Raw genomic sequence first — 18,062 nt, 5'->3', positions numbered from 1 at the left:
ACCCGAAAAGCGATGCTTCGACTTTTGTCTTCCAATTCCCCATTGAATGAATTATAGAACTATATAGTTCTATTAAATTGATTCGGCCACATGAATGTGGCTGCGCATCGCCATGACCGGCGACGACATCCCAGCAGGATCGAAATTATCACCGCGGCTGCCGGCAGGCTTTCGCGCGCGCTGCCGCGCCCATGAAAAGGGACAAGCATTGGTTTCCACCTATGTAAGCTATCTCGCAGTCGCGCGTAATCTCAACGCCAGCCTCTCGAGCGTGGCGTCCCAGGGCACGGTTGCCCGCGACAGCGCCTATTACAAGGAAAACATCGGCAAGGTCACCACGGTCGACGAGTTCATGGGCGATTACAAGCTCTATTCCTATGCCATGAAGGCCTACGGGCTCGACGACATGACCTATGCCAAGGCCTTCATGAAGAAGGTGCTGGAAAGCGATCTCAGCGATTCATCGAGCTTCGCCAACAGTTTGAGCGACGGTCGCTATGCCGAGTTCGCCGCCGCCTTCAAATTCGGCGGAGAGACGAAGACGGCGCAATCGGACGTGCAGCGGGACACTCTGCTCGATGCTTATGAGAGTTCCTTCGACACCGAGGCGGAAGACATTGCCGACGAGACGGATTATTTCGAAGAGAATATCTCGTCAATCACGTCGGTCGATGACCTTCTGTCGAGTTCGAGACTGAAGAACTATGCGCTGACGGCCTTCGGTCTCAGCACCGAATACACCTCCACCAGTTTCCTCAAGCAGGTTTTGACGAGCGATCTCGACGATCCCGACAGTTTCGTCAACCAGCTCGGCGACGACGTCTATGTCAGCCTCGCAAAAGCCTTCAACTTCAACGAGGACGGCTCGACCAACGGCGACGTGATGTCGGAAGACCAGATCTCGCTGGTGACGAGCGGTTATGCGGTAGCCTCCTCGACGATTGCTTCTTCGGACACCGGAGAGGCCTATGACACCTATTTTGCCGCGGAGATTGGCAACGTCACCTCCGTCGATCAGTTGATGAACGACGACAAGCTGGTCGGCTATCTCAGGATCGCCTACGGACTGACCGACGACGAAACCGATAGCTTCATTTCCGCGGCGTTGAAAAGCGCCGACACCGCCGACGCGATCGGCCTGTCGGATCTGCACGACGCCTTCAATTTCGACGAGGACGGCGCGCTTGCCAATGGCGACACCGCCCAGACCTCGGAACAGACCGCCACGACCACGGCGGCCTTCGATGATAATTATCAGACACTGATCGCCAACACCGACACAGAAGATGCCGTCGACAATTATACGACGCGCATCGCCAGCGTTACCTCGATCGACGATTTCCTCGTCTCCAATGCCGATGACGACGTTGACGGCAACGACGATCTTCCGGAAATGTGGGAAATGGCGTTGCGCGCCTTCGACATCGATCCGGACAGCGTTTCGAGAAGCCAGGTGCGGAAAATTCTCGAAAGCGATCCAACGGACTCGAAAAGCTATGTCAATAGCCTGGACGACGACCGGTTCGTCGCCTTTCGCAAAGCATTCAACTTCGACAGCGATGGCGACGTTACCGTTCCTTTGCAGGCCATGTCCGAATCCGTCGTCGACGATTATGCCGCCTATTACAAGCAGAACAAGATCCGCTACCTCGACGGGGACGAACTGACCGAGGCGACCGACGCGGCGGATGACGAGATCAGCTATTTCCGCGAGCAGATGGCGACGATCACGACGGCGAGCGAATTTCTGGCCGATGATCGCCTGGTTAGCCTTGCGCTCGAGGCAAAGGGGCTCAACCCGGACGATGTCACCTCAGACCAATTGAAGAAGATGTTTTCTTCCGATCTCGACGACGAAGACAGTTACGTCAACAAGCTGGATGACAGTCGCTTCGCCGAACTCGTCGGCTCGTTCAATTTCGATCAGAACGGCAATATTTTCGCCGATCCCACCGGGACGGTGCAGCAGCGCGGCGACGTGCTGGAAACGATCGACTCCTATGTCAGGCTGACGCTCGAAGACGACCAGGGTGACAGCAACACCGGCGTGCGCCTGGCGCTCTACTTCCAGCGCAAGGCGCCGGAGATCTCGAGCGCCTATGGCATTCTGGGCGACAGCGCGCTCTTCCAGTTCTTTACCACGACCTTCAATCTGTCCAGTTATGTCTCGAACATGGACGTCGACAAGCAAGCCGAGATGGTCAACAACTTCATCGACATCAAGGATCTGGCAGATCCTGACAAAGTCGACGATCTGATCAAACGCTTCACTGCCATGTATGATGTCGCCAACGGCACGGGCACCACGTCGTCGGCACTTTCGATCCTGACCGGCTCAGCGTCGATCAGCGCGGACACACTGCTTGCGATGGCGCAATTGAAAACCGGTTGAGTGATCTTTGGCCTTATCTCTTGATGAGTGTAATATTCTCTTCAGAAGACCCGTTAAACCTTATATTAATCATTAAATCCCCATTAATAAGCATAGGCAAATATTCGCGACGTGTCCGAATTGCCGGTTATGAAATCTGGGGGGATTGCGATGAATATTCTCGATCGTGGTGCAAATGCTGTTGCGGCTCTCGCCGCTCTATCGAACTCGCAAGCCATGATCGAATTCGACTTGTCAGGCATGATCCTCACCGCGAACGAAAACTTCTGCCGGGCGCTCGGCTATGAGTTGCGGGAGATCGCCGGACAACATCACCGCATGTTCGTCGAACCTGCCTATGCATCCTCGGCGGAATACAAGGCTTTCTGGACGAAGCTGTCAGCCGGGAAATTCGATCAGCAGCAATATAAGCGGCTCGGAAAAGGCGGCCGCGAGGTCTGGATCGAAGCGTCCTACAATCCCGTGTTCCGGCGCGGAAGACCGGTCAAGGTCATCAAGATTGCAACCGACATCACCGCGCAGAAGCTGAAATCCGCCGAGGATGCGGGCAAGATCAACGCCTTGTCGCGGGCTCAGGCGATCATCGAATTCACGCCGGCCGGCGAAGTGCTTGGTGCCAACGACAATTTCCTTGCCGCCCTCGGCTATTCGCTTGCCGAGATCCAGGGCAAACATCATTCGATGTTCTGCGAAGCCGACTATTCGAGGTCGGAGGCCTACAAGGAATTCTGGCGAAAGCTTGCGAGCGGCCAGCTGATTGCCGACGAATTCATGCGGGTGGGGAAGGGCGGGCGCAAAGTCTATATCCAGGCCTCCTACAATCCGATCTTCGACCTGAACGGCAAAGTGTTCAAAGTCGTCAAGTTCGCAACCGACGTGACGGCACGCGTCGAGAATGTCGAACAACTTGCTTACTGCCTGACGAACTTTGCCGACGGCGACCTGTCGCAGACGATCGTGAAGCCTTTCATTCCTTCGCTGGAGCGGCTGCGCACCGATTTCAACAGCGCCTCGGAGAAGCTGAAGGACGCGATGGCAACGGTGGCGGAAAACGCCAAGGCGATTTCGGCCGGTTCCAACGAAATCCGCACGGCAGCCGATGACCTGGCAAAACGCACCGAGCAGCAGGCGGCATCCGTCGAAGAGACGGCGGCCGCGCTTGAGGAGATTACCACCACGGTCAAGGATTCGAGCCGCCGCGCCGAGGAGGCCGGTCAACTGGTGGCGCGCACCAGGGACCATGCGGAGCATTCCGGCCAGGTGGTGCGGGATGCGATCGGAGCGATGGATCAGATCGAAACCTCGTCTCGCGAAATTTCCAACATCATCGGCGTCATCGATGAGATTGCCTTCCAGACAAACCTTTTGGCGCTCAATGCCGGCGTAGAAGCGGCGCGGGCAGGGGAGGCCGGCAAGGGGTTTGCGGTCGTCGCCCAGGAGGTGCGCGAACTGGCGCAGCGCTCGGCGAAGGCGGCGAAAGAAATCAAGAGCCTGATTACGGCGTCCGGTTCCCATGTCGCAAACGGCGTCGCCCTGGTGACGAACGCTGGATCGGCGCTGCGGGAAATCGCCACTCAGGTTCACGAAATCAATACCAACGTCACGGCGATTGTCGAGGCGGCGCGCGAGCAATCGACGGCGCTCGGCGGCATCAGCCAGGCCATCAACACCGTCGACCAGGGAACGCAGCAGAATGCCGCAATGGTCGAGGAGCAGACTGCTGCAAGCCATGGCCTTGCCCGGGAGGCTGCCGCGCTGTTCAAGCTCCTTGAGCAGTTCCGTTTCGATGACGGGCCGAAAACACGATCTTCGTCGTCGCAGGCGGGGCGTCACCCTTCGGTGCCGTCGGCTTTAAAAGTTGTCCGCACGGGCTCGGCTCATGGATCGGCGGCTGCCGCGCTGAAGTCCGATTGGGAAGAATTCTGATTTAGCTCAAATCAAAGCGACAGCGTTGCTTGCACGCCTAAAGGCGCGGCGCCGTGGGTCTGAGGGCAGCTCCGGGGGGGCGGCGCCTCGGGTTCGAGTAGAGCGTGGCACCCCACTGGATAACCTGAAGCACGCGCTCTTGCCCTTGTCATAAGGTTGGACTTCTGTCTCGCTTCGGCAATGAAGACATTGCCGGCCGCTGCGATGCGGCCTCCATATCCATTCCCCGACACGTCGGAACGCAGCCAGGCGATCAGCCTCGCAAGCGGCAGGAAAATGCTGCACTGCCGAAAAAATCACCACGTGCGCCGCTGCGCGTTTTTTCAGCATGACCCATTGACAATTCGTCCTTGATGGCACTTGATAGGCTATTCCAGTAAAACAGACAAGCGTCCATTATACTGGAATAAGGGAACCATCCATAAGGGGAACGCCATGACTATTTCCTTTCGCACCGGCGTGATGTCGCTGGCCGCCGCCGCGCTGCTCTCCACGCCTGCACTGGCCGACGGCAGCAAGCTCGATGAAGTGCTGGCCCGCGGCCATCTCGTGCTCGGCACGGGCAGCACCAACGCGCCCTGGCACTTCAAGAGCGCCGACGACAAGCTGCAGGGTTTCGACGTCGACATGGGCCATATCATCGCCAAGGCGCTATTCGGCGATCCTGAGAAGATCGAATATGTAAACCAGTCCTCCGACGCCCGCATACCGAACATCACCACCGATAAGGTCGATATCACCTGCCAGTTCATGACCGTTACCGGCGAACGCGCCCAGCAGGTCGCCTTCACCATTCCTTATTATCGCGAGGGCGTTGGTCTGATGCTCAAGGCGGACGGAAAATATGGCGATTACGCCGCTCTCAAGGCTGCCGGTTCCTCCGTCACCATCTCGGTTCTGCAGAACGTCTATGCCGAGACGATGGTGCACGCGGCATTGCCGGAGGCCACCGTCGATCAGTATGATTCCGTCGACCTGATCTATCAGGCCCTGGAGTCGGGACGCGCCGATGCCGTTGCCACCGACCAGTCGTCGCTCGCCTGGTACATGACGCAGAATCCGGGCCGCTACAAAGATGCCGGCTACGGCTGGAACCCGCAGACCTACGCCTGCGCCGTCAAGCGCGGCGATCAGGACTGGCTGAACTTCGTCAACACCGCCCTGCACGAAGCCATGACCGGCGTCGAGTTCGACTTTTACGCCAAGTCCTTCAAGACCTGGTTCGGCAAGGATCTGACGCCGCCGCAGATCGGCTTCCCCGTCGAGTTCAAGTAACGGCCATGCGGAGCGGGACCTGTCTCCCGCTCCGCTGCAGCGCCGCGCGTCTTTCCAGACGCACAAAATACGCTGCAACACTTTGAATCTGCGCATCGTGCACGATGCGTTAGTCTGAAAGGGCGGCCCGCATGGGTTATACGTTGAACTTCGGTGCCGTCTGGCGCAATTTCGATTTTCTGTTGAGCGGGCTTGCGCTGAGCCTCGGCCTGGCGGTGATCTCGATCCTGATCGGGGCCGTGATCGGTCTCGTCGTGGCCTTTGCGCTGACGTCCAAAAACCGCCTGGCGGTAGTTCCGGCGCGGGTCTATGTCACTGTCATTCGCAACCTGCCGATTCTCGTCCTGGTACTATTCGCCTTTTTTGCGCTGCCGCAGATGGGCTTGCGCCTCGACAAGATAAAAAGCTTTGTGCTGGTTCTCTCCCTCTATTCCGGCGCCTATCTGGCCGAAGTGTTCCGCGCCGGCCTGCTGTCGATCCCGAAAGGGCTGACGGAAGCCGGCCTCGCCATCGGCCTGACGGGGATGCAGATCCGCAGCTCCATCATTGCCCCGCTGATGCTCCGCAACGTGCTGCCGTCGCTGTCCTCGACGATTATCTCGCTCTTCAAGGACACCTCGCTTGCCGCCGCCATCGCCGTGCCGGAACTGACCTTTGCTGCCCGCAAGATCAATGTCGAAAGCTTTCGCGTCATCGAAACCTGGATGGTCACCTCCGCCCTCTATGTCGCGACCTGTTTCCTGATCGCCGCCGTGATGCGCTTCGTCGAGCGCCGTCTGGCCCTGCCGAGATAGACCCGATGTCCCACACCTTTCTCGAACAACTCTGGATCGCCCGCTACGTCATTATCAATGGCATCGGCGTGACCGTATCGATCTCACTGCTGGCCATTCTCGCCGGCTCCGTCCTCGGCGTGTTCGTCGGCCTGGCGCTCGTCTATGGCGGCTTTGTTTCGCGTCTGATCGTGCGCGCCTATACCGATATCATCCGCGGCACGCCGGTGCTCGTGCTGGTGCTGGCAAGCTATTATGTCTCCGCGGCCGTCGGGCTCGATCTCGGGCCGTTCTCCGCCGGCGTGCTCGCCCTTGCGATTTTCTGCTCTTCCCATGTCGGCGAAATTGTCCGCGGCGCGCTTCAGGCGATCCCGAAGGGGCAGACCGAAGCGGCCAAGGCGATCGGCCTGACCTTTACCCAGACCTTCACCTCGGTGCTGTGGCCGCAGGCTATGCGCCAGTGCCTGCCGGCCTGGGTGAATACGGCGGCCGAGATGGTCAAGGCCTCGACGCTGCTCTCCGTCATCGGTGTCGCGGAGCTGCTCCTGCGCACGCAGGAGATCATCTCCCGCAATTTCATGAGCCTCCAGTTTTATTTCCTGGCCGGCGGTCTCTATTTCATCGTCAACTACGGCATCGAGCATTTCGGCAAATATGTCGAGCGCAAGACCGCCCTGCCGTCCTGAGGAGTTTCCCCGATGGCCAAGACCATTCTCGACATCAAGGGTCTGCGCAAGACTTACGGCGTCCACGAAGTCCTCAAAGGTGTCGATTGCGCCGTGGAGGAAGGCGAGGTCATTTCCATTATCGGCTCGTCCGGCTCCGGAAAGACCACCTTGCTGCGCTGCGTCAACATGCTGGAAGAATTCCAGGGCGGCACGATCAGCCTCGATGGCGAAGAGATCGGCTACCGCGTCGACGGCGCAACCCGCCGCCGCAAGGGCGAGAAAGAGATTGCCCGCCAGCGCGCGCTGACCGGCATGGCCTTTCAGCAGTTCAATCTCTTTCCGCATATGAGTGCGGCCGAAAACGTCATGCTCGGCCTCGTCAAGGTGAAGAAAATGACCAAGCCGGACGCCCGCGCCGTCGCGGAAAAATGGCTCGACCGTGTCGGCCTTTCCGCCCGCACCAATCATTATCCCGGTCAGCTTTCCGGCGGCCAGCAGCAGCGGGTCGCCATCGCCCGGGCCATCGCCATGTCGCCGCGACTGATGCTGTTCGACGAGGTGACATCGGCGCTCGACCCGGAACTGGTCGGCGAAGTGCTGCAGGTCATCAAGGGGCTTGCCGCCGACGGCATGACCATGCTGCTCGTCACCCATGAGATGCGTTTCGCCTACGAGGTTTCATCGCGCGTCATTTTCATGAACCAGGGCGTCATCTGCGAGGAGGGCGACCCGAAGGAAATGTTTGTGCGGCCGAAGACCGAACGGCTCGCGGAATTCCTCAAGACCTCGAGTTTCCACTAGAACAGGATGATTTTAGGCCCGGTCGGCCTAAAGTCTGAATCCTGTTCTCAATTACAGAGTTAGAGCATGATGTCGTCCGAAAACCGCTCACACTTTTCGGCATCATGCTCTAATATGGATTTGGAAGCGGAGCGAGGTTCGCGGTGATCCCGTTCATTTTCCAGATGCCGATGACCGGGTAGGGGCATGCCTTGCGAATTGGCGATGGTACGCCTGGTCATATCGGCTTTCAGATGATCGGCCGCCGCGACCGCTGAGGCCGCGATGCTTTCAACCAGCGCTGTGTAAGGCTGGGCCAATTTCCATCGTCAATGCTCAGCCCGTCGCACCGACGCCGAGCGCTTGTTCGCCCGGCAGCCGGCTGCCCGGCGCGACACGGGCCAAGTGTTCGAAAAGCCGAGCGACGGCCTCCGCTCCTGGGTCGACGTGACCTTCGAGTTGCTTCGCATTGATGTAGGCTGCGCGCCCGGCTTTGGCCTGGAGAAGCGTAGCGGTCAGGTTTGCGCCGCCGCGAGCCGCTTCCGCCGCCGCGATAAATCCTTCATCGAGCGCATCCAAGGCGGGCGAGAGAGCATCGACCATCGTTCGATCCCCAATCCGCGCACCGCCGATTTCCTGCATTCGAGAGAGGCCCGCCTTCAACGCATCCCGAATGGTCAGTCCGCTCGACGCGCCGTCGCCGGCCGCGGCAAAGAAGATCGCCAAAAGCACCCCGGACGAACCGCCCATGGTCTGGCTGAGTTCCTGCCCCATCGCGCGGAAAAGCTGCGTATGATCGGAGAGGGGCAGACGATCGAGCGCTTCAATGAGCGCGCGCGCCGCACCGGCCAAAGTCGAACCGGTATCGCCATCACCCGACTTCGCATCGAGCGCATTCAAATCCCTTTCCGCATCGATAAGAAGCGTGCAGCAGTCTGTCAGGAACCGGCGAGTGGGTTCGTGCTTTGAGGGAAGCGGCGCGATCGGCGTCAGCCCGTCCGGCAGCGAAAGCACCGCAACCGGTTTGACGGCCGTCACGCCGGGCCAGGCCGAGAGCGCGACCGGACGGGACAAAAGCTCCAATTCGTGCTTGTCGGCAGGAAAAATCGAGATCGAAAATCCCTGCATGTCGAGCGAGGTCATCATCGACGCCGGTCCGATGATGTGAGAAATCTGGCTGGCGATCGTCGATCGGGCGAGTTCATGAACCACGACCGACATTTCGAGGGTCGACGTGCCGCCGAGGTTGTTCACAAGGACGACATGGGGTTTGTCATTCATGCTGGCGGCAAGACGCTCCACCATCGCGGCGACGGCACCGTTCGCACCGGAATATTCGATCTGCTCGACGCCGGCTTCACCATGAATGCCCAGACCGAGCTCGGCATGTCCCTCAGGAATTCGGTTCTCTTTCGGCGAGCCAGGTACGGTGCACGTGTCGAGCGACATTCCGATCGAGCTCGTGTTTTCGACGACCCGGCGGGCGGCTTTGGTAACGGCCTCGAGGTCGGCACCGCTCTCTGCCAAGGCGCCCGCTATCTTGTGAACGAACAATGTTCCCGCGACGCCCCGGGACTGCGGGAGATCGGGCAGGGCGATGTCATCGTCCACGATCACCATGCTGACATTCAGGCCATAGGCTCGGGCGCGTTCGGCCGCGAGGCCGAAGTTCAGTCGATCACCGGTATAGTTCTTCACGATGAGCAAGCAGCCCGCCGATCCGGTGACGGCCAGGATACCTGCAAGGATCGCATCGACGCTTGGAGAGGCGAAGACATCGCCACACACGGCTGCGGTCAGCATTCCCTTGCCGACGAAGCCGGCATGAGCCGGCTCGTGTCCCGATCCGCCGCCCGAGACGATCGCCACTTTCGACTTGTCCCAGTCAGAACGGACGACGACTCGGATATGAGGATATCCGTCGAGCCGGCTGAGCGCGCCGCCCGATGTGGCCAGAACACCATCGATTGCTTCGGTGACCGCGTTTTCCTTGCTATTGAGGAACTGTGACATTCTCGCCTCCCTTAAACTAAGCGCATGCCGGCCGCGTCGAAGTAGAGCGGCTTGTTCGGCTGGATCTTGATGGTTTCGCCGCTCGTAAGCTCGGTATGAGCATCGGTGACGGTGATCAGATTGTGTTTCTTGAACGTAAGATGCAGGCGTGTCTGATCGCCGAGATGCTCGACGCGCGTAACAGTCGCATCCTGGCCGTCCCCTTGCGCGATGTGCTCCGGACGCAGCCCTATCGACTTGGCTTTTGCCGGCGCGCCGGGGAACAGTTCCGCTGGAACGACATTGATGCGCGGCTGGCCCAGGCGCGTCGCGGCATAGATACTGACCGGCTGTTCATAGATTTCACGTGGAGAGGCGAACTGGACGAGCTTGCCCTCGTGGAGGACGCCGACATGTGTCGCCATGGTCATCGCTTCGACCTGGTCATGGGTGACATAAAGCAGCGTGGCACCGGACTTGGCCTGAATGTTTTTAAGCTCAATCCGCAGATCGGCGCGAAGCTTGGCGTCGAGCGAACTCAACGGCTCGTCCATCAGATAGATCTGCGGGTTTCTGACCAAGGCGCGCCCGATCGACACGCGTTGCATTTCTCCGCCCGAAAGCGCGGTCGCCTTGTTGTCGAGCTTATGAGAGATCTGCAGAATCTCCGCGATGGTGTTCACCTTCGCATCGATGGCATTTTGCGGCGTCTTCAACAACGGCGACTTCAAAGGAAATTCCAGGTTCTGCCGTACCGACAGATGCGGGTAGAGCGAATATTGCTGGAACACCATCGCGACATTCCGTTGCGCCGGGGTCAGCCCGCGCATCGATCGCCCGCCGATCATGACTTCGCCGTTATCCGGCTTGTCGAGACCGGATACCATCCGCAACGTCGTTGTCTTGCCGGCGCCCGTGGGGCCGAGAAGAACCACGAACGATCCGTCCGGTACGATCATGGAAACGTCGTCGAGAGCCCGATGTCCATCGAATGACTTCGTGATGCTTTTCAGGATGACCTCAGCCACGGCGCAGCACTCCCTGGTTGGCCTCGGAAACAAGAGCATTTCCGGTCGCCGAGTCAAATATCGTCAATGTCCTGGAATCGAAATCCAGACCGATCAATTCGTCAACTCGGGCGGATTGGTTGGATACTGTGCGGGCCTTGATCTCGCCGTGCGCCGTCTCGATCGTGACGATCTGAGTCGTCCCGAGATATTCGACGGCGATAATGCGGCCTCTGAAAGCAGAGCCATCGCTGAACCTGATGTGCTCGGGCCTGACGCCGAGAGCCAGCTTGCCAAGACGTTCTTCGCGAGAGACCGGCACCTTCACGACGTTGCCGGAAAGGCTGACCTCGTTGTCACCGGCTGCGATCGCTCCTTCGAATTCCAGGAAATTCATAGACGGCGAGCCGATGAACTTCGCGACAAACTTCGTCGCCGGCCAGTCATAGATCTGTTGAGGCTTGCCGAACTGCTCGACGACCCCGTGGTTCATCACCACGATTTTGTCACCCATCTGCATGGCTTCCAATTGGTCATGGGTCACGTATACCGTGGTGGCGCCCATGCGATCATGCAGCGCTCGCAACTCCTCGGCCATGTGCTCGCGAAACTCGGCGTCGAGGGCGCCGAGCGGCTCGTCCATGAAGAAGGCCTTTGGGTTACGCACGATCGCGCGACCGAGTGCGACGCGCTGGCGGTCGCCGCCGGATAGGCCTCCGACCGGCTTATCGAGGATGCTTTCGATCTGAAGGATCTTTGCGACCTCCGCTACACGCGAGATAACCTCCGCCCTCTTCATGCCCTGGCTCACCAGCGGATAGGAGATGTTCTTGCGGACGTTCATGTGCGGATAGAGCGCGAACATTTGGAAGACGAATGCGATATCGCGTTCGCTTGCCCTCTTCATTCCCACCTCTTCCCCGCCGATGTAGATTTCGCCGCTGGTGGGAAGTTCGAGGCCGGCCATCATCCGCAAGGTGGTCGTCTTCCCGCATCCCGACGGACCGAGAAGCATGAAGAATTCCCCGTCTTCGACGGTGAAGGTCGAAGATTTCACAGCGTTGAAGGCCCCAAAATCCTTGCGCACATTCTGAATTCTGATCTGTGCCATGGTTCACTCCGGGAAATGGCTGACGATGATGAACATCACCGTGCCCACAAGCGTCACGAGGAAAGAGTAGGAGTAGAGTGACAGCGATACAGGCTGCATCAGCATGACGACGCCGAGCGCGATCAGGGCTGATGCCAGCATTTCCCAGGCGTCACGGCGCAGACGAAATAAGCGATTGAGAAACTTCGTCATTTGCGGACCGCTCCGAAGGTAATGCCGCGCAAGAGATGTTTACGAAGCAGGATGGTGAAGACCATGACCGGAACCAGGAAGATGGTTGCGCCGGCGGCGACGGCTGGCCAGTCCTGGCCGCTGACGCCGATGATGGTCGGGATGAACGGCGGCGCTGTTTGCGCATTGCCGGACGTCAGGAGCACGGCAAAAGCGTACTCGTTCCATGCGAAGATCAGGCAGAAGATCGCGGTTGAGGCGATGCCGGTGACGGCCTGGGGCAGCACGACTTTGTAGAAGGCCTGGAAGCGCGTGTAGCCGTCGATGAGCGCAGCTTCTTCATATTCGATCGGGATTTCGTCGATGAAACCCTTGAGCAGCCACACTGACAGGGACAGGTTGACCGCCGTATAGAGCAGGATCATGCCGGCATGCGTGTCGCTGAGGCCCAACGATCGGAACATCAGGACGATCGGGATCGCCACGGCGATCGGCGGCATCATGCGCGTCGAAAGTATGAAGAACAGGAGATCGTCCTTCAGAGGCACTTTGAAACGCGAGAAGGCATAGGCCGCCGCCGTGCCGAGCACGATGCACAAGACGGTCGAACCAAATCCAATGATGACGGAATTATAGAACCGCTCGGCAAAGCGCGAAGCACCGGTAATGACAACTCCTTCCTTGCGAACGAGTTTATCGTACCAGGTCGTCGGCTCTCCCAGCGCCTTGAGTTGATCCTCCGGCACGCGAGTGCGGGTGGTGAAGAGGTTGACATATCCTTCAACCGTCGGCTCGAAGATCAATTTGGGCGGATAGGCGATTGCATCTTCAGGCGATTTGAACCCGGTTCCGATGATCCACAACAGTGGAAGGAGGGTGATGACGGCGTAGAGGACGACCAGGCTACCGGCAAACCACTTCTGACGCCCCGACGGCTCGGTTACGGAATAGCTGCTCATCTCTGTTTCACCTTGTTCAGTGCTTTGACGTAGATCGACGCAAGGCCGAAAACGGTGACGAAAAGAATGACGGCATAGGCGGATGCGTAGCCGGTTCGCCATTGCTCGAAAGCGGCGCGCTTCAGGTTGATCGACGTCAGTTCGGTGATGGAGCCAGGCCCGCCACCCGTCAGTTGGACCACGAGATCGAACATCTTGAAATTCTCGATGCCGCGGAAAAGAACGGCCAGCATCAGGAATGGCAGCACCATCGGAATGGTGATGGTCCAGAACTGACGCCATTTGCTCGCGCGATCGCATTCGGCCGCCTCGTAGATGCTGCTCGGAATGGAGCGCAGTCCCGCAAGACAAATCAGCATCACGAAGGGCGTCCACATCCAGGTGTCGACGATGACGATGGCCCATGGCGCCAGCGATGTGCTCGCAATCATCGAGAAGCTGGAGGGATCGTTGCCTGTGAGGAAACCGACCACGTAATTGAACAGGCCGATTTGCGGCTGATACAGGAAGGTCCAGAAGTTGCCGACAACCGCAGGGCTCAGCATCATCGGAAGTACGATGATCGTCGTCCAAAGATCATTGCCGCGGAACTTCTTGTTGATGAGGTAGGCAAGCGAGAAGCCGATCAGCACCTGCAGGACGATGGTCCAGATCAGGAAGTGGGCGGTTGCCTGCATGCTCTGCCAAATATCGTTATCGGTCAGGATGTTCAGGTAGTTCCGCAAGCCGACAAACTCGATTGGCGCGTTGGGTCGGTTCACCCTGAAATTCGTGAAACTTAGCCTAATCGTCCAAATCAATGGAAAGATGTTGATGGCAAGCAGCAACACGATCGACGGTGCCACGAAGAGCCAGGCTATAGCGCGATCAGATAAACCTCTGACGCGGGCCGCGATTGCGGGCGGAGTCGCGCTGGCGACCCGGTCGATCGATGAATGGAGCATGTTCGTCTCCTTGCATGAAGATGGTAGTAAGCAGGGCCGGCTCGGTCCACGTGACCGGCCCTGCGTGACGCTCACCGCTGGGAGGAAGAAGTTGCGTCAGTATTTTCCGTCGTCCTCGAAAACGGCCTTCCAGTCCTTGGCCAGACCGTCGAGCGCGTCTTTTGCGGTGCCCTGGTTTGCGACGACGTAGTCATGGAAACGCTTCTGCGACGCCTGGAGGAGAGAGGCGTAAGCCGGTTCGGCCCAGAAATCCTTCACGATCGCCATCGAATCCAGGAACGGCTTTGCGTAGGGCTGGCTGGACGCGAAGTTTGGGTCTTCAACCACCGCCCGCAAGGCCGAATAGCCGCCGAGCTTCCACCATTTCTGCTGGATTTCCGGCTGAGCAAACCACTTGATGTAATCGAGCGCCTCTTTTTGTTTGTCGGAAGCAGCGACAACAGAGATGCCCTGGCCGCCGAGCTGCGCAAACTGCGCGCCATTCGGGCCGGCGGGATTCGGGAAGTAGCCTGACTTGTCGCCGCCGACATTGGCGTCAGCGTTGATCCCCGGCCAGGTAAAGGTAAAGTTCATCTGCAATGCCACCTGGCCCGATTTGTAGGCGTCGACGTCCTGGGTCATGTAGGCATCGGAGTGGCCGGGCGGCGTGCAGCAATCGTAGAGCTTCTTGTATTCTTCGAGGCCGGAAACTGCGGCGGGCGAATTCACGAAGCCGTCGAGCTCGTAGGGTTTCTTAGGGTTCTGATATTCGAAGCCGTAGCTGTAGAGCGCGTTCATGGCGCCCATCGTAATGCCTTCGGAGCCCCGCTCGGTGTAGATTGCCGCGCCGTAGACTTTCTTGCCGTCGATGTCACGTCCCTGGAAGAACGCAGCAATATCGATCAGCTCGTCCCAGGTCTTCGGAACCGCAAGATCGCGGCCGAATTTCTTCTTGAATTCGGCCTGAAGCTCGGGCCGTGAGAACCAATCCTTGCGATAGGTCCATCCGACCACGTCGCCGAAGGCCGGCATTGCCCAGTAGCTGGGCGTGTTCTTCGGCCACTCGGCGTAACCGACCACGGTCGCGGGGATGAAGTCGTCCATCTTGATTCCCTCTTTATCGAAGAAATCGTTGAGCTTGACGTATTGCCCGTTCTCCGCCGCGCCGCCGATCCACTGGCTGTCGCCGATCAACAGGTCGCAAAGCTTTCCGCCGGAATTCAGCTCATTGAGCATACGGTCGGCGAAATTCGGCCAGGGAACGAATTCGAAGTGCATCTTGTTGCCGCTCTTCGCCTCGAAATCCTTGCTGAGTTCGACGAGAGCATTGGCGGGATCCCATGCCGCCCAGCACAGGGTGAGATCAGCGGCCTGGGCGTGGGACGCCATCGTCGCAGACACGGCTATATACATCCCGGCAGCACATGCCGAGTTCATCAAAACGGACTTCATCAGTAGGGTCCTCCCGTTGACCTCTCGACCTCCATCGAGAGGGGTAAATAAAACGGCTTTGGCAGAGCGCCGCGACTTAAGTTCCTTGATTGCTCTTTTCAGGCCCGACTGTTCAGGCCATCGCAAAATAGCCATAACTGAGGTGCGCACCTCAATGCAAGCAATTTTTGAGGTCCGCACATCAATTGTTGCGTTTTTTGCGATTCTGCGGGAAATGTGAGCGACCAAATCGGAGCAGGAGCCCTTATGCGGCCAACAGCAAAAGACCTCGCGGAAGCCGCCGGCGTCAGCCTCGCGACAGTGGATCGCGTTTTGAACGATCGCCCGAACGTGAGTAAGAAGGCAGCACGCAGTGTCCACGAAGCCATTGAACGGATTGGTTTTATTCGCAATCCTGCCGCCGTCAGCCTGGCGCGGAACAAGAGCTATCGGTTTCGATTTGTCCTGCCCAAGTCAGGCGATCTTTATCTTCGGGAGCTCTTAAAGCGGGTGAAGGAGTTGAAGGACGTCCTCAAGGGCGACCTGACCGAAATCGACTATGTTCAGATTCCTGCCGACGACCCTCATGGGGTCGCGAAGTATCTCGCCGGAATAAATGAGGATGAGGTCGACGGCGTGGCGCTGATGGCGCCCGAGTCGCCTCAAGTGCGTGATGCCTTGGCGCGACTTCTCGAAAGAGACATCAAGGTCGTCCAATTTCTGTCCGGGCAGGAAAAACTTCCCGCGGCGGATTTCGTTGGCGTCGATAACTTCGCAGCCGGGGCGACGGCTGGAAAATTGATAGGCAGGTTTGCCTGCCGGACGCCCGGCAAGGTGATGATCGTTGCCGAAACAATGCAATCGCTGGACAGCATTCAACGCCGGCATGGTTTCGACAGTATAATAAACGAGCAATTTCCGTTCCTCAGGTCTCTTCCCTCGATAGAGACACATGCCGACGAACGGCGCGCGAACCAAATCATCGCCCGCGTCGTCGAAAACAATAAGGATATTATCGCCGTCTACGTTCTGAGTTCGGAAGCACGCATCCCGCTTATGGCAACCGCCGCCAACGTTGATCTCGTCAACCTCGCGGTCGTCGTCCACGAGCGCACGCCCTTCAGCGAGGAAGCGTTGCGCGATGACCGCATCGATGCCGTTATCGGGCAGGACCCCGGACACGCCGTGCGCAGTGCAATTCGCATTATGCGGGCTCGCGCCGACGCAAGGGAGCCGCTGGCGGCTCAGGAGAGAATAAGGATCGAAGTCCTTCTCAAGGAAAATCTCTAAAGAGCGTCGCGCTCCGAGGCTGAAAAGTCCGCTACGTGTGAGGTGCGCACCTCATCCATTGCCATATGCCTCGGAAATTCGGTCCGAAGATATCCATTGCCTTTGCGGAGACTTCGGTGAATTTCCACGGGCGGCCGCCCCATCTTCGAGATCACCCGAATGATTGGGCGGCCGCTGGGGAAATGATCAGTCTTTCCTACCGGCGGGCGCCGGCAGCAAGACGGGCTCGGCCGAATGTTTGGGGAGCATCAGTTGTGCGAGAATGTCGTCGGCGGAATGGCTGGAACCGCCAATGCCGGCTTCGCGCAGCTGACGATCGAGATCGCCGCCGTTTTCCAGTTCGGCGAGTTCTGCGCCAGCTTCGATGCGCCCGGCAGTGATTTCCTGGCGTTTCTTGATGCGTTCGAGACTTTCGACGGCGCTGCCGAGACGGGTATTGATGCCCGACTGGTTATGGGCGATCGCCGACTGAGCACGCAGCAGCGACTCGTTGGCTTTGACGTTCTCCACCTCGCGCTTCATTTGCGCAATGCGTGCTTCGGTGTCCTGGATCGTGCGCAGCATCTGCTGCTGGCGGGGCAGCAGCCGATCGAGCTCTTCCTGGTCGCGCTGCACTTCGGAACGGCTGGTGGCGATGCGCTGCGCCAGACCCTGAGCGAGATCCGTGCGGCCCGCCGAGATCGCAGCGCGAGCGCTGACGGTATCCTTGCTTTCCTTTGCGCGGTTTTCTTCAAGCCGGCGCATGACGCTCTTGTTGGAGGCCATGATGCCGGCCAGATCAGAGCGCGCCCGGCGCAGCGACTGTTCGGCGTCGCGGATTTCCTGGTCGAGAATGCGCATGGACTGGTTGTCGGCGGCCGCTTCAGCCGCCTCGTTGATGCCGCCGCGAATGGCGGTGAAAATCTTTCCCCAGGTGCTCACGCTGCAATCTCCCCGCTTTTCCATTCTTCAATCATATGTGCCGCATCGACGGCATTGGCCGCGAGAATTGCCACCTCTTCGACCACCGTGTCGGCCGGCGAGTGTGCCGACAGCGAACCGAACAATTCATACCATTCCTCACCGTCGATGGTGGTGATGCCGAAGCTGGAAAGCGGCACGAATTTGTGCGTCTTGAGCACCATGCGTTCGAAGGCCTGGCGATTGGGCACGTCCTTGCACGGCAACAGAACGGCGCTGACAAGGATGTCGCGCTCACCGCTCACCGCGACGAAGACGTCGAGATCGCCTTTTTCCTTCAGAGTCACGCATATCACGTCGCCCTGTTCGGGTACGGCGACGTCGACATCGCCGAGTGCCTCCGGATCGGCGGCGAACAGGCGCGTTAAGGTGGTCAGGTTCCAGGTCTCCAAAAAAAGTCCTCC

The 18,062-nt window shown here is 58.8% G+C and carries 17 protein-coding genes; 7 read left to right on the top strand and 10 right to left on the bottom strand.

Annotated elements, in window-relative coordinates; translation table 11 throughout:
* Nucleotides 1-208 precede the first annotated feature (208 nt).
* The 6 genes from CO657_RS25995 (at nt 209) to CO657_RS25970 (ending at nt 7,835) form a co-directional block, all read left to right on the top strand.
* On the top strand, nt 209-2,392 hold the full coding sequence (locus CO657_RS25995) for a DUF1217 domain-containing protein (protein ID WP_054185284.1): 2,184 nt from the start codon (nt 209-211) through the stop codon (nt 2,390-2,392).
* 150 nt (nt 2,393-2,542) lie between these two features.
* Nucleotides 2,543-4,318, top strand: coding sequence for a methyl-accepting chemotaxis protein (locus CO657_RS25990; protein ID WP_054185235.1), 1,776 nt, complete (start codon nt 2,543-2,545; stop codon nt 4,316-4,318).
* A 435-nt stretch (nt 4,319-4,753) separates the two neighbouring features.
* On the top strand, nt 4,754-5,593 hold the full coding sequence (locus CO657_RS25985) for a transporter substrate-binding protein (protein ID WP_054185234.1): 840 nt from the start codon (nt 4,754-4,756) through the stop codon (nt 5,591-5,593).
* 131 nt (nt 5,594-5,724) lie between these two features.
* The gene (locus tag CO657_RS25980) at nt 5,725-6,387 is read left to right on the top strand and encodes an amino acid ABC transporter permease (RefSeq protein WP_003591525.1); all 663 of its coding nucleotides are present in this window, start codon (nt 5,725-5,727) and stop codon (nt 6,385-6,387) included.
* 5 nt (nt 6,388-6,392) lie between these two features.
* Nucleotides 6,393-7,052, top strand: a complete 660-nt coding sequence (locus tag CO657_RS25975) for an amino acid ABC transporter permease (RefSeq protein ID WP_054185233.1) — start codon at nt 6,393-6,395, stop codon at nt 7,050-7,052.
* A gap of 12 nt (nt 7,053-7,064) precedes the next feature.
* The gene (locus tag CO657_RS25970) at nt 7,065-7,835 is read left to right on the top strand and encodes an amino acid ABC transporter ATP-binding protein (protein WP_054185232.1); all 771 of its coding nucleotides are present in this window, start codon (nt 7,065-7,067) and stop codon (nt 7,833-7,835) included.
* Nucleotides 7,836-7,894: 59 nt separating this feature from the next.
* Here CO657_RS25970 and CO657_RS36930 read toward each other — a convergent pair whose 3' ends face one another.
* The 8 genes from CO657_RS36930 to CO657_RS25935 all read right to left on the bottom strand — a co-directional run bounded on the left by CO657_RS36930 (nt 7,895) and on the right by CO657_RS25935 (nt 15,429).
* Complete coding sequence (locus tag CO657_RS36930; protein WP_054185231.1) at nt 7,895-8,134, bottom strand: hypothetical protein; 240 nt, start codon at nt 8,132-8,134, stop codon at nt 7,895-7,897.
* Between the two features lie 16 nt (nt 8,135-8,150).
* Entirely contained in the window at nt 8,151-9,827 is a 1,677-nt protein-coding gene (locus CO657_RS25965) for a dihydroxyacetone kinase subunit DhaK (protein ID WP_054185230.1), read from the bottom strand.
* Between the two features lie 11 nt (nt 9,828-9,838).
* Nucleotides 9,839-10,834: an ABC transporter ATP-binding protein gene (locus tag CO657_RS25960; RefSeq protein WP_054185229.1), complete on the bottom strand. Its 996-nt coding sequence runs from the start codon at nt 10,832-10,834 to the stop codon at nt 9,839-9,841.
* Nucleotides 10,827-11,924, bottom strand: a complete 1,098-nt coding sequence (locus tag CO657_RS25955) for an ABC transporter ATP-binding protein (RefSeq protein WP_054185228.1) — start codon at nt 11,922-11,924, stop codon at nt 10,827-10,829. The genes CO657_RS25960 and CO657_RS25955 overlap by 8 nt, the downstream gene beginning before the upstream one ends.
* 3 nt (nt 11,925-11,927) lie before the next feature.
* A complete protein-coding gene (locus CO657_RS25950) occupies nt 11,928-12,116 on the bottom strand; it encodes a hypothetical protein (RefSeq protein WP_054185227.1) in 189 nt (62 codons plus the stop codon).
* Nucleotides 12,113-13,054: a carbohydrate ABC transporter permease gene (locus tag CO657_RS25945; RefSeq protein WP_054185226.1), complete on the bottom strand. Its 942-nt coding sequence runs from the start codon at nt 13,052-13,054 to the stop codon at nt 12,113-12,115. Before CO657_RS25945 ends, CO657_RS25950 begins: the two co-directional genes overlap by 4 nt.
* Nucleotides 13,051-13,998, bottom strand: a complete 948-nt coding sequence (locus tag CO657_RS25940; protein WP_054185225.1) for a carbohydrate ABC transporter permease — start codon at nt 13,996-13,998, stop codon at nt 13,051-13,053. The genes CO657_RS25945 and CO657_RS25940 overlap by 4 nt, the downstream gene beginning before the upstream one ends.
* 96 nt (nt 13,999-14,094) lie before the next feature.
* Nucleotides 14,095-15,429, bottom strand: a complete 1,335-nt coding sequence (locus CO657_RS25935; RefSeq protein ID WP_054185224.1) for an ABC transporter substrate-binding protein — start codon at nt 15,427-15,429, stop codon at nt 14,095-14,097.
* Between the two features lie 246 nt (nt 15,430-15,675).
* Here CO657_RS25935 and CO657_RS25930 point away from each other — a divergent pair, with 246 nt between their 5' ends.
* On the top strand, nt 15,676-16,698 hold the full coding sequence (locus tag CO657_RS25930) for a LacI family DNA-binding transcriptional regulator (protein ID WP_054185223.1): 1,023 nt from the start codon (nt 15,676-15,678) through the stop codon (nt 16,696-16,698).
* 186 nt (nt 16,699-16,884) lie between these two features.
* Here the strand turns inward: CO657_RS25930 and CO657_RS25925 are convergent, their stop codons facing one another.
* Nucleotides 16,885-17,619 carry a PspA/IM30 family protein gene (locus tag CO657_RS25925; RefSeq protein WP_054185222.1) on the bottom strand — a complete coding sequence of 245 codons (735 nt, stop codon included), beginning with the start codon at nt 17,617-17,619 and terminating at the stop codon, nt 16,885-16,887.
* Nucleotides 17,616-18,050, bottom strand: a complete 435-nt coding sequence (locus tag CO657_RS25920; RefSeq protein ID WP_054185221.1) for a YjfI family protein — start codon at nt 18,048-18,050, stop codon at nt 17,616-17,618. Before CO657_RS25920 ends, CO657_RS25925 begins: the two co-directional genes overlap by 4 nt.
* Nucleotides 18,051-18,062: the final 12 nt, after the last annotated feature.

Source organism: Rhizobium acidisoli (assembly GCF_002531755.2).
GTDB lineage: Bacteria > Pseudomonadota > Alphaproteobacteria > Rhizobiales > Rhizobiaceae > Rhizobium > Rhizobium acidisoli.
This window is presented reverse-complemented; position numbering and strand designations above follow the sequence as displayed.

Bases quoted from the DNA above. Each gene is read 5' to 3' on its own strand.
- CO657_RS25990 (WP_054185235.1), top strand. From the start codon at position 2,543: ATGAATATTCTCGATCGTGGTGCAAATGCTGTTGCGGCTCTCGCCGCT.
- CO657_RS25985 (WP_054185234.1), top strand. From the start codon at position 4,754: ATGACTATTTCCTTTCGCACCGGCGTGATGTCGCTGGCCGCCGCCGCG.
- CO657_RS25980 (WP_003591525.1), top strand. From the start codon at position 5,725: ATGGGTTATACGTTGAACTTCGGTGCCGTCTGGCGCAATTTCGATTTT.
- CO657_RS25975 (WP_054185233.1), top strand. From the start codon at position 6,393: ATGTCCCACACCTTTCTCGAACAACTCTGGATCGCCCGCTACGTCATT.
- CO657_RS25970 (WP_054185232.1), top strand. From the start codon at position 7,065: ATGGCCAAGACCATTCTCGACATCAAGGGTCTGCGCAAGACTTACGGC.
- CO657_RS25965 (WP_054185230.1), bottom strand. From the start codon at position 9,827: ATGTCACAGTTCCTCAATAGCAAGGAAAACGCGGTCACCGAAGCAATC.
- CO657_RS25955 (WP_054185228.1), bottom strand. From the start codon at position 11,924: ATGGCACAGATCAGAATTCAGAATGTGCGCAAGGATTTTGGGGCCTTC.
- CO657_RS25950 (WP_054185227.1), bottom strand. From the start codon at position 12,116: ATGACGAAGTTTCTCAATCGCTTATTTCGTCTGCGCCGTGACGCCTGG.
- CO657_RS25945 (WP_054185226.1), bottom strand. From the start codon at position 13,054: ATGAGCAGCTATTCCGTAACCGAGCCGTCGGGGCGTCAGAAGTGGTTT.
- CO657_RS25940 (WP_054185225.1), bottom strand. From the start codon at position 13,998: ATGCTCCATTCATCGATCGACCGGGTCGCCAGCGCGACTCCGCCCGCA.
- CO657_RS25935 (WP_054185224.1), bottom strand. From the start codon at position 15,429: ATGAAGTCCGTTTTGATGAACTCGGCATGTGCTGCCGGGATGTATATA.
- CO657_RS25930 (WP_054185223.1), top strand. From the start codon at position 15,676: ATGCGGCCAACAGCAAAAGACCTCGCGGAAGCCGCCGGCGTCAGCCTC.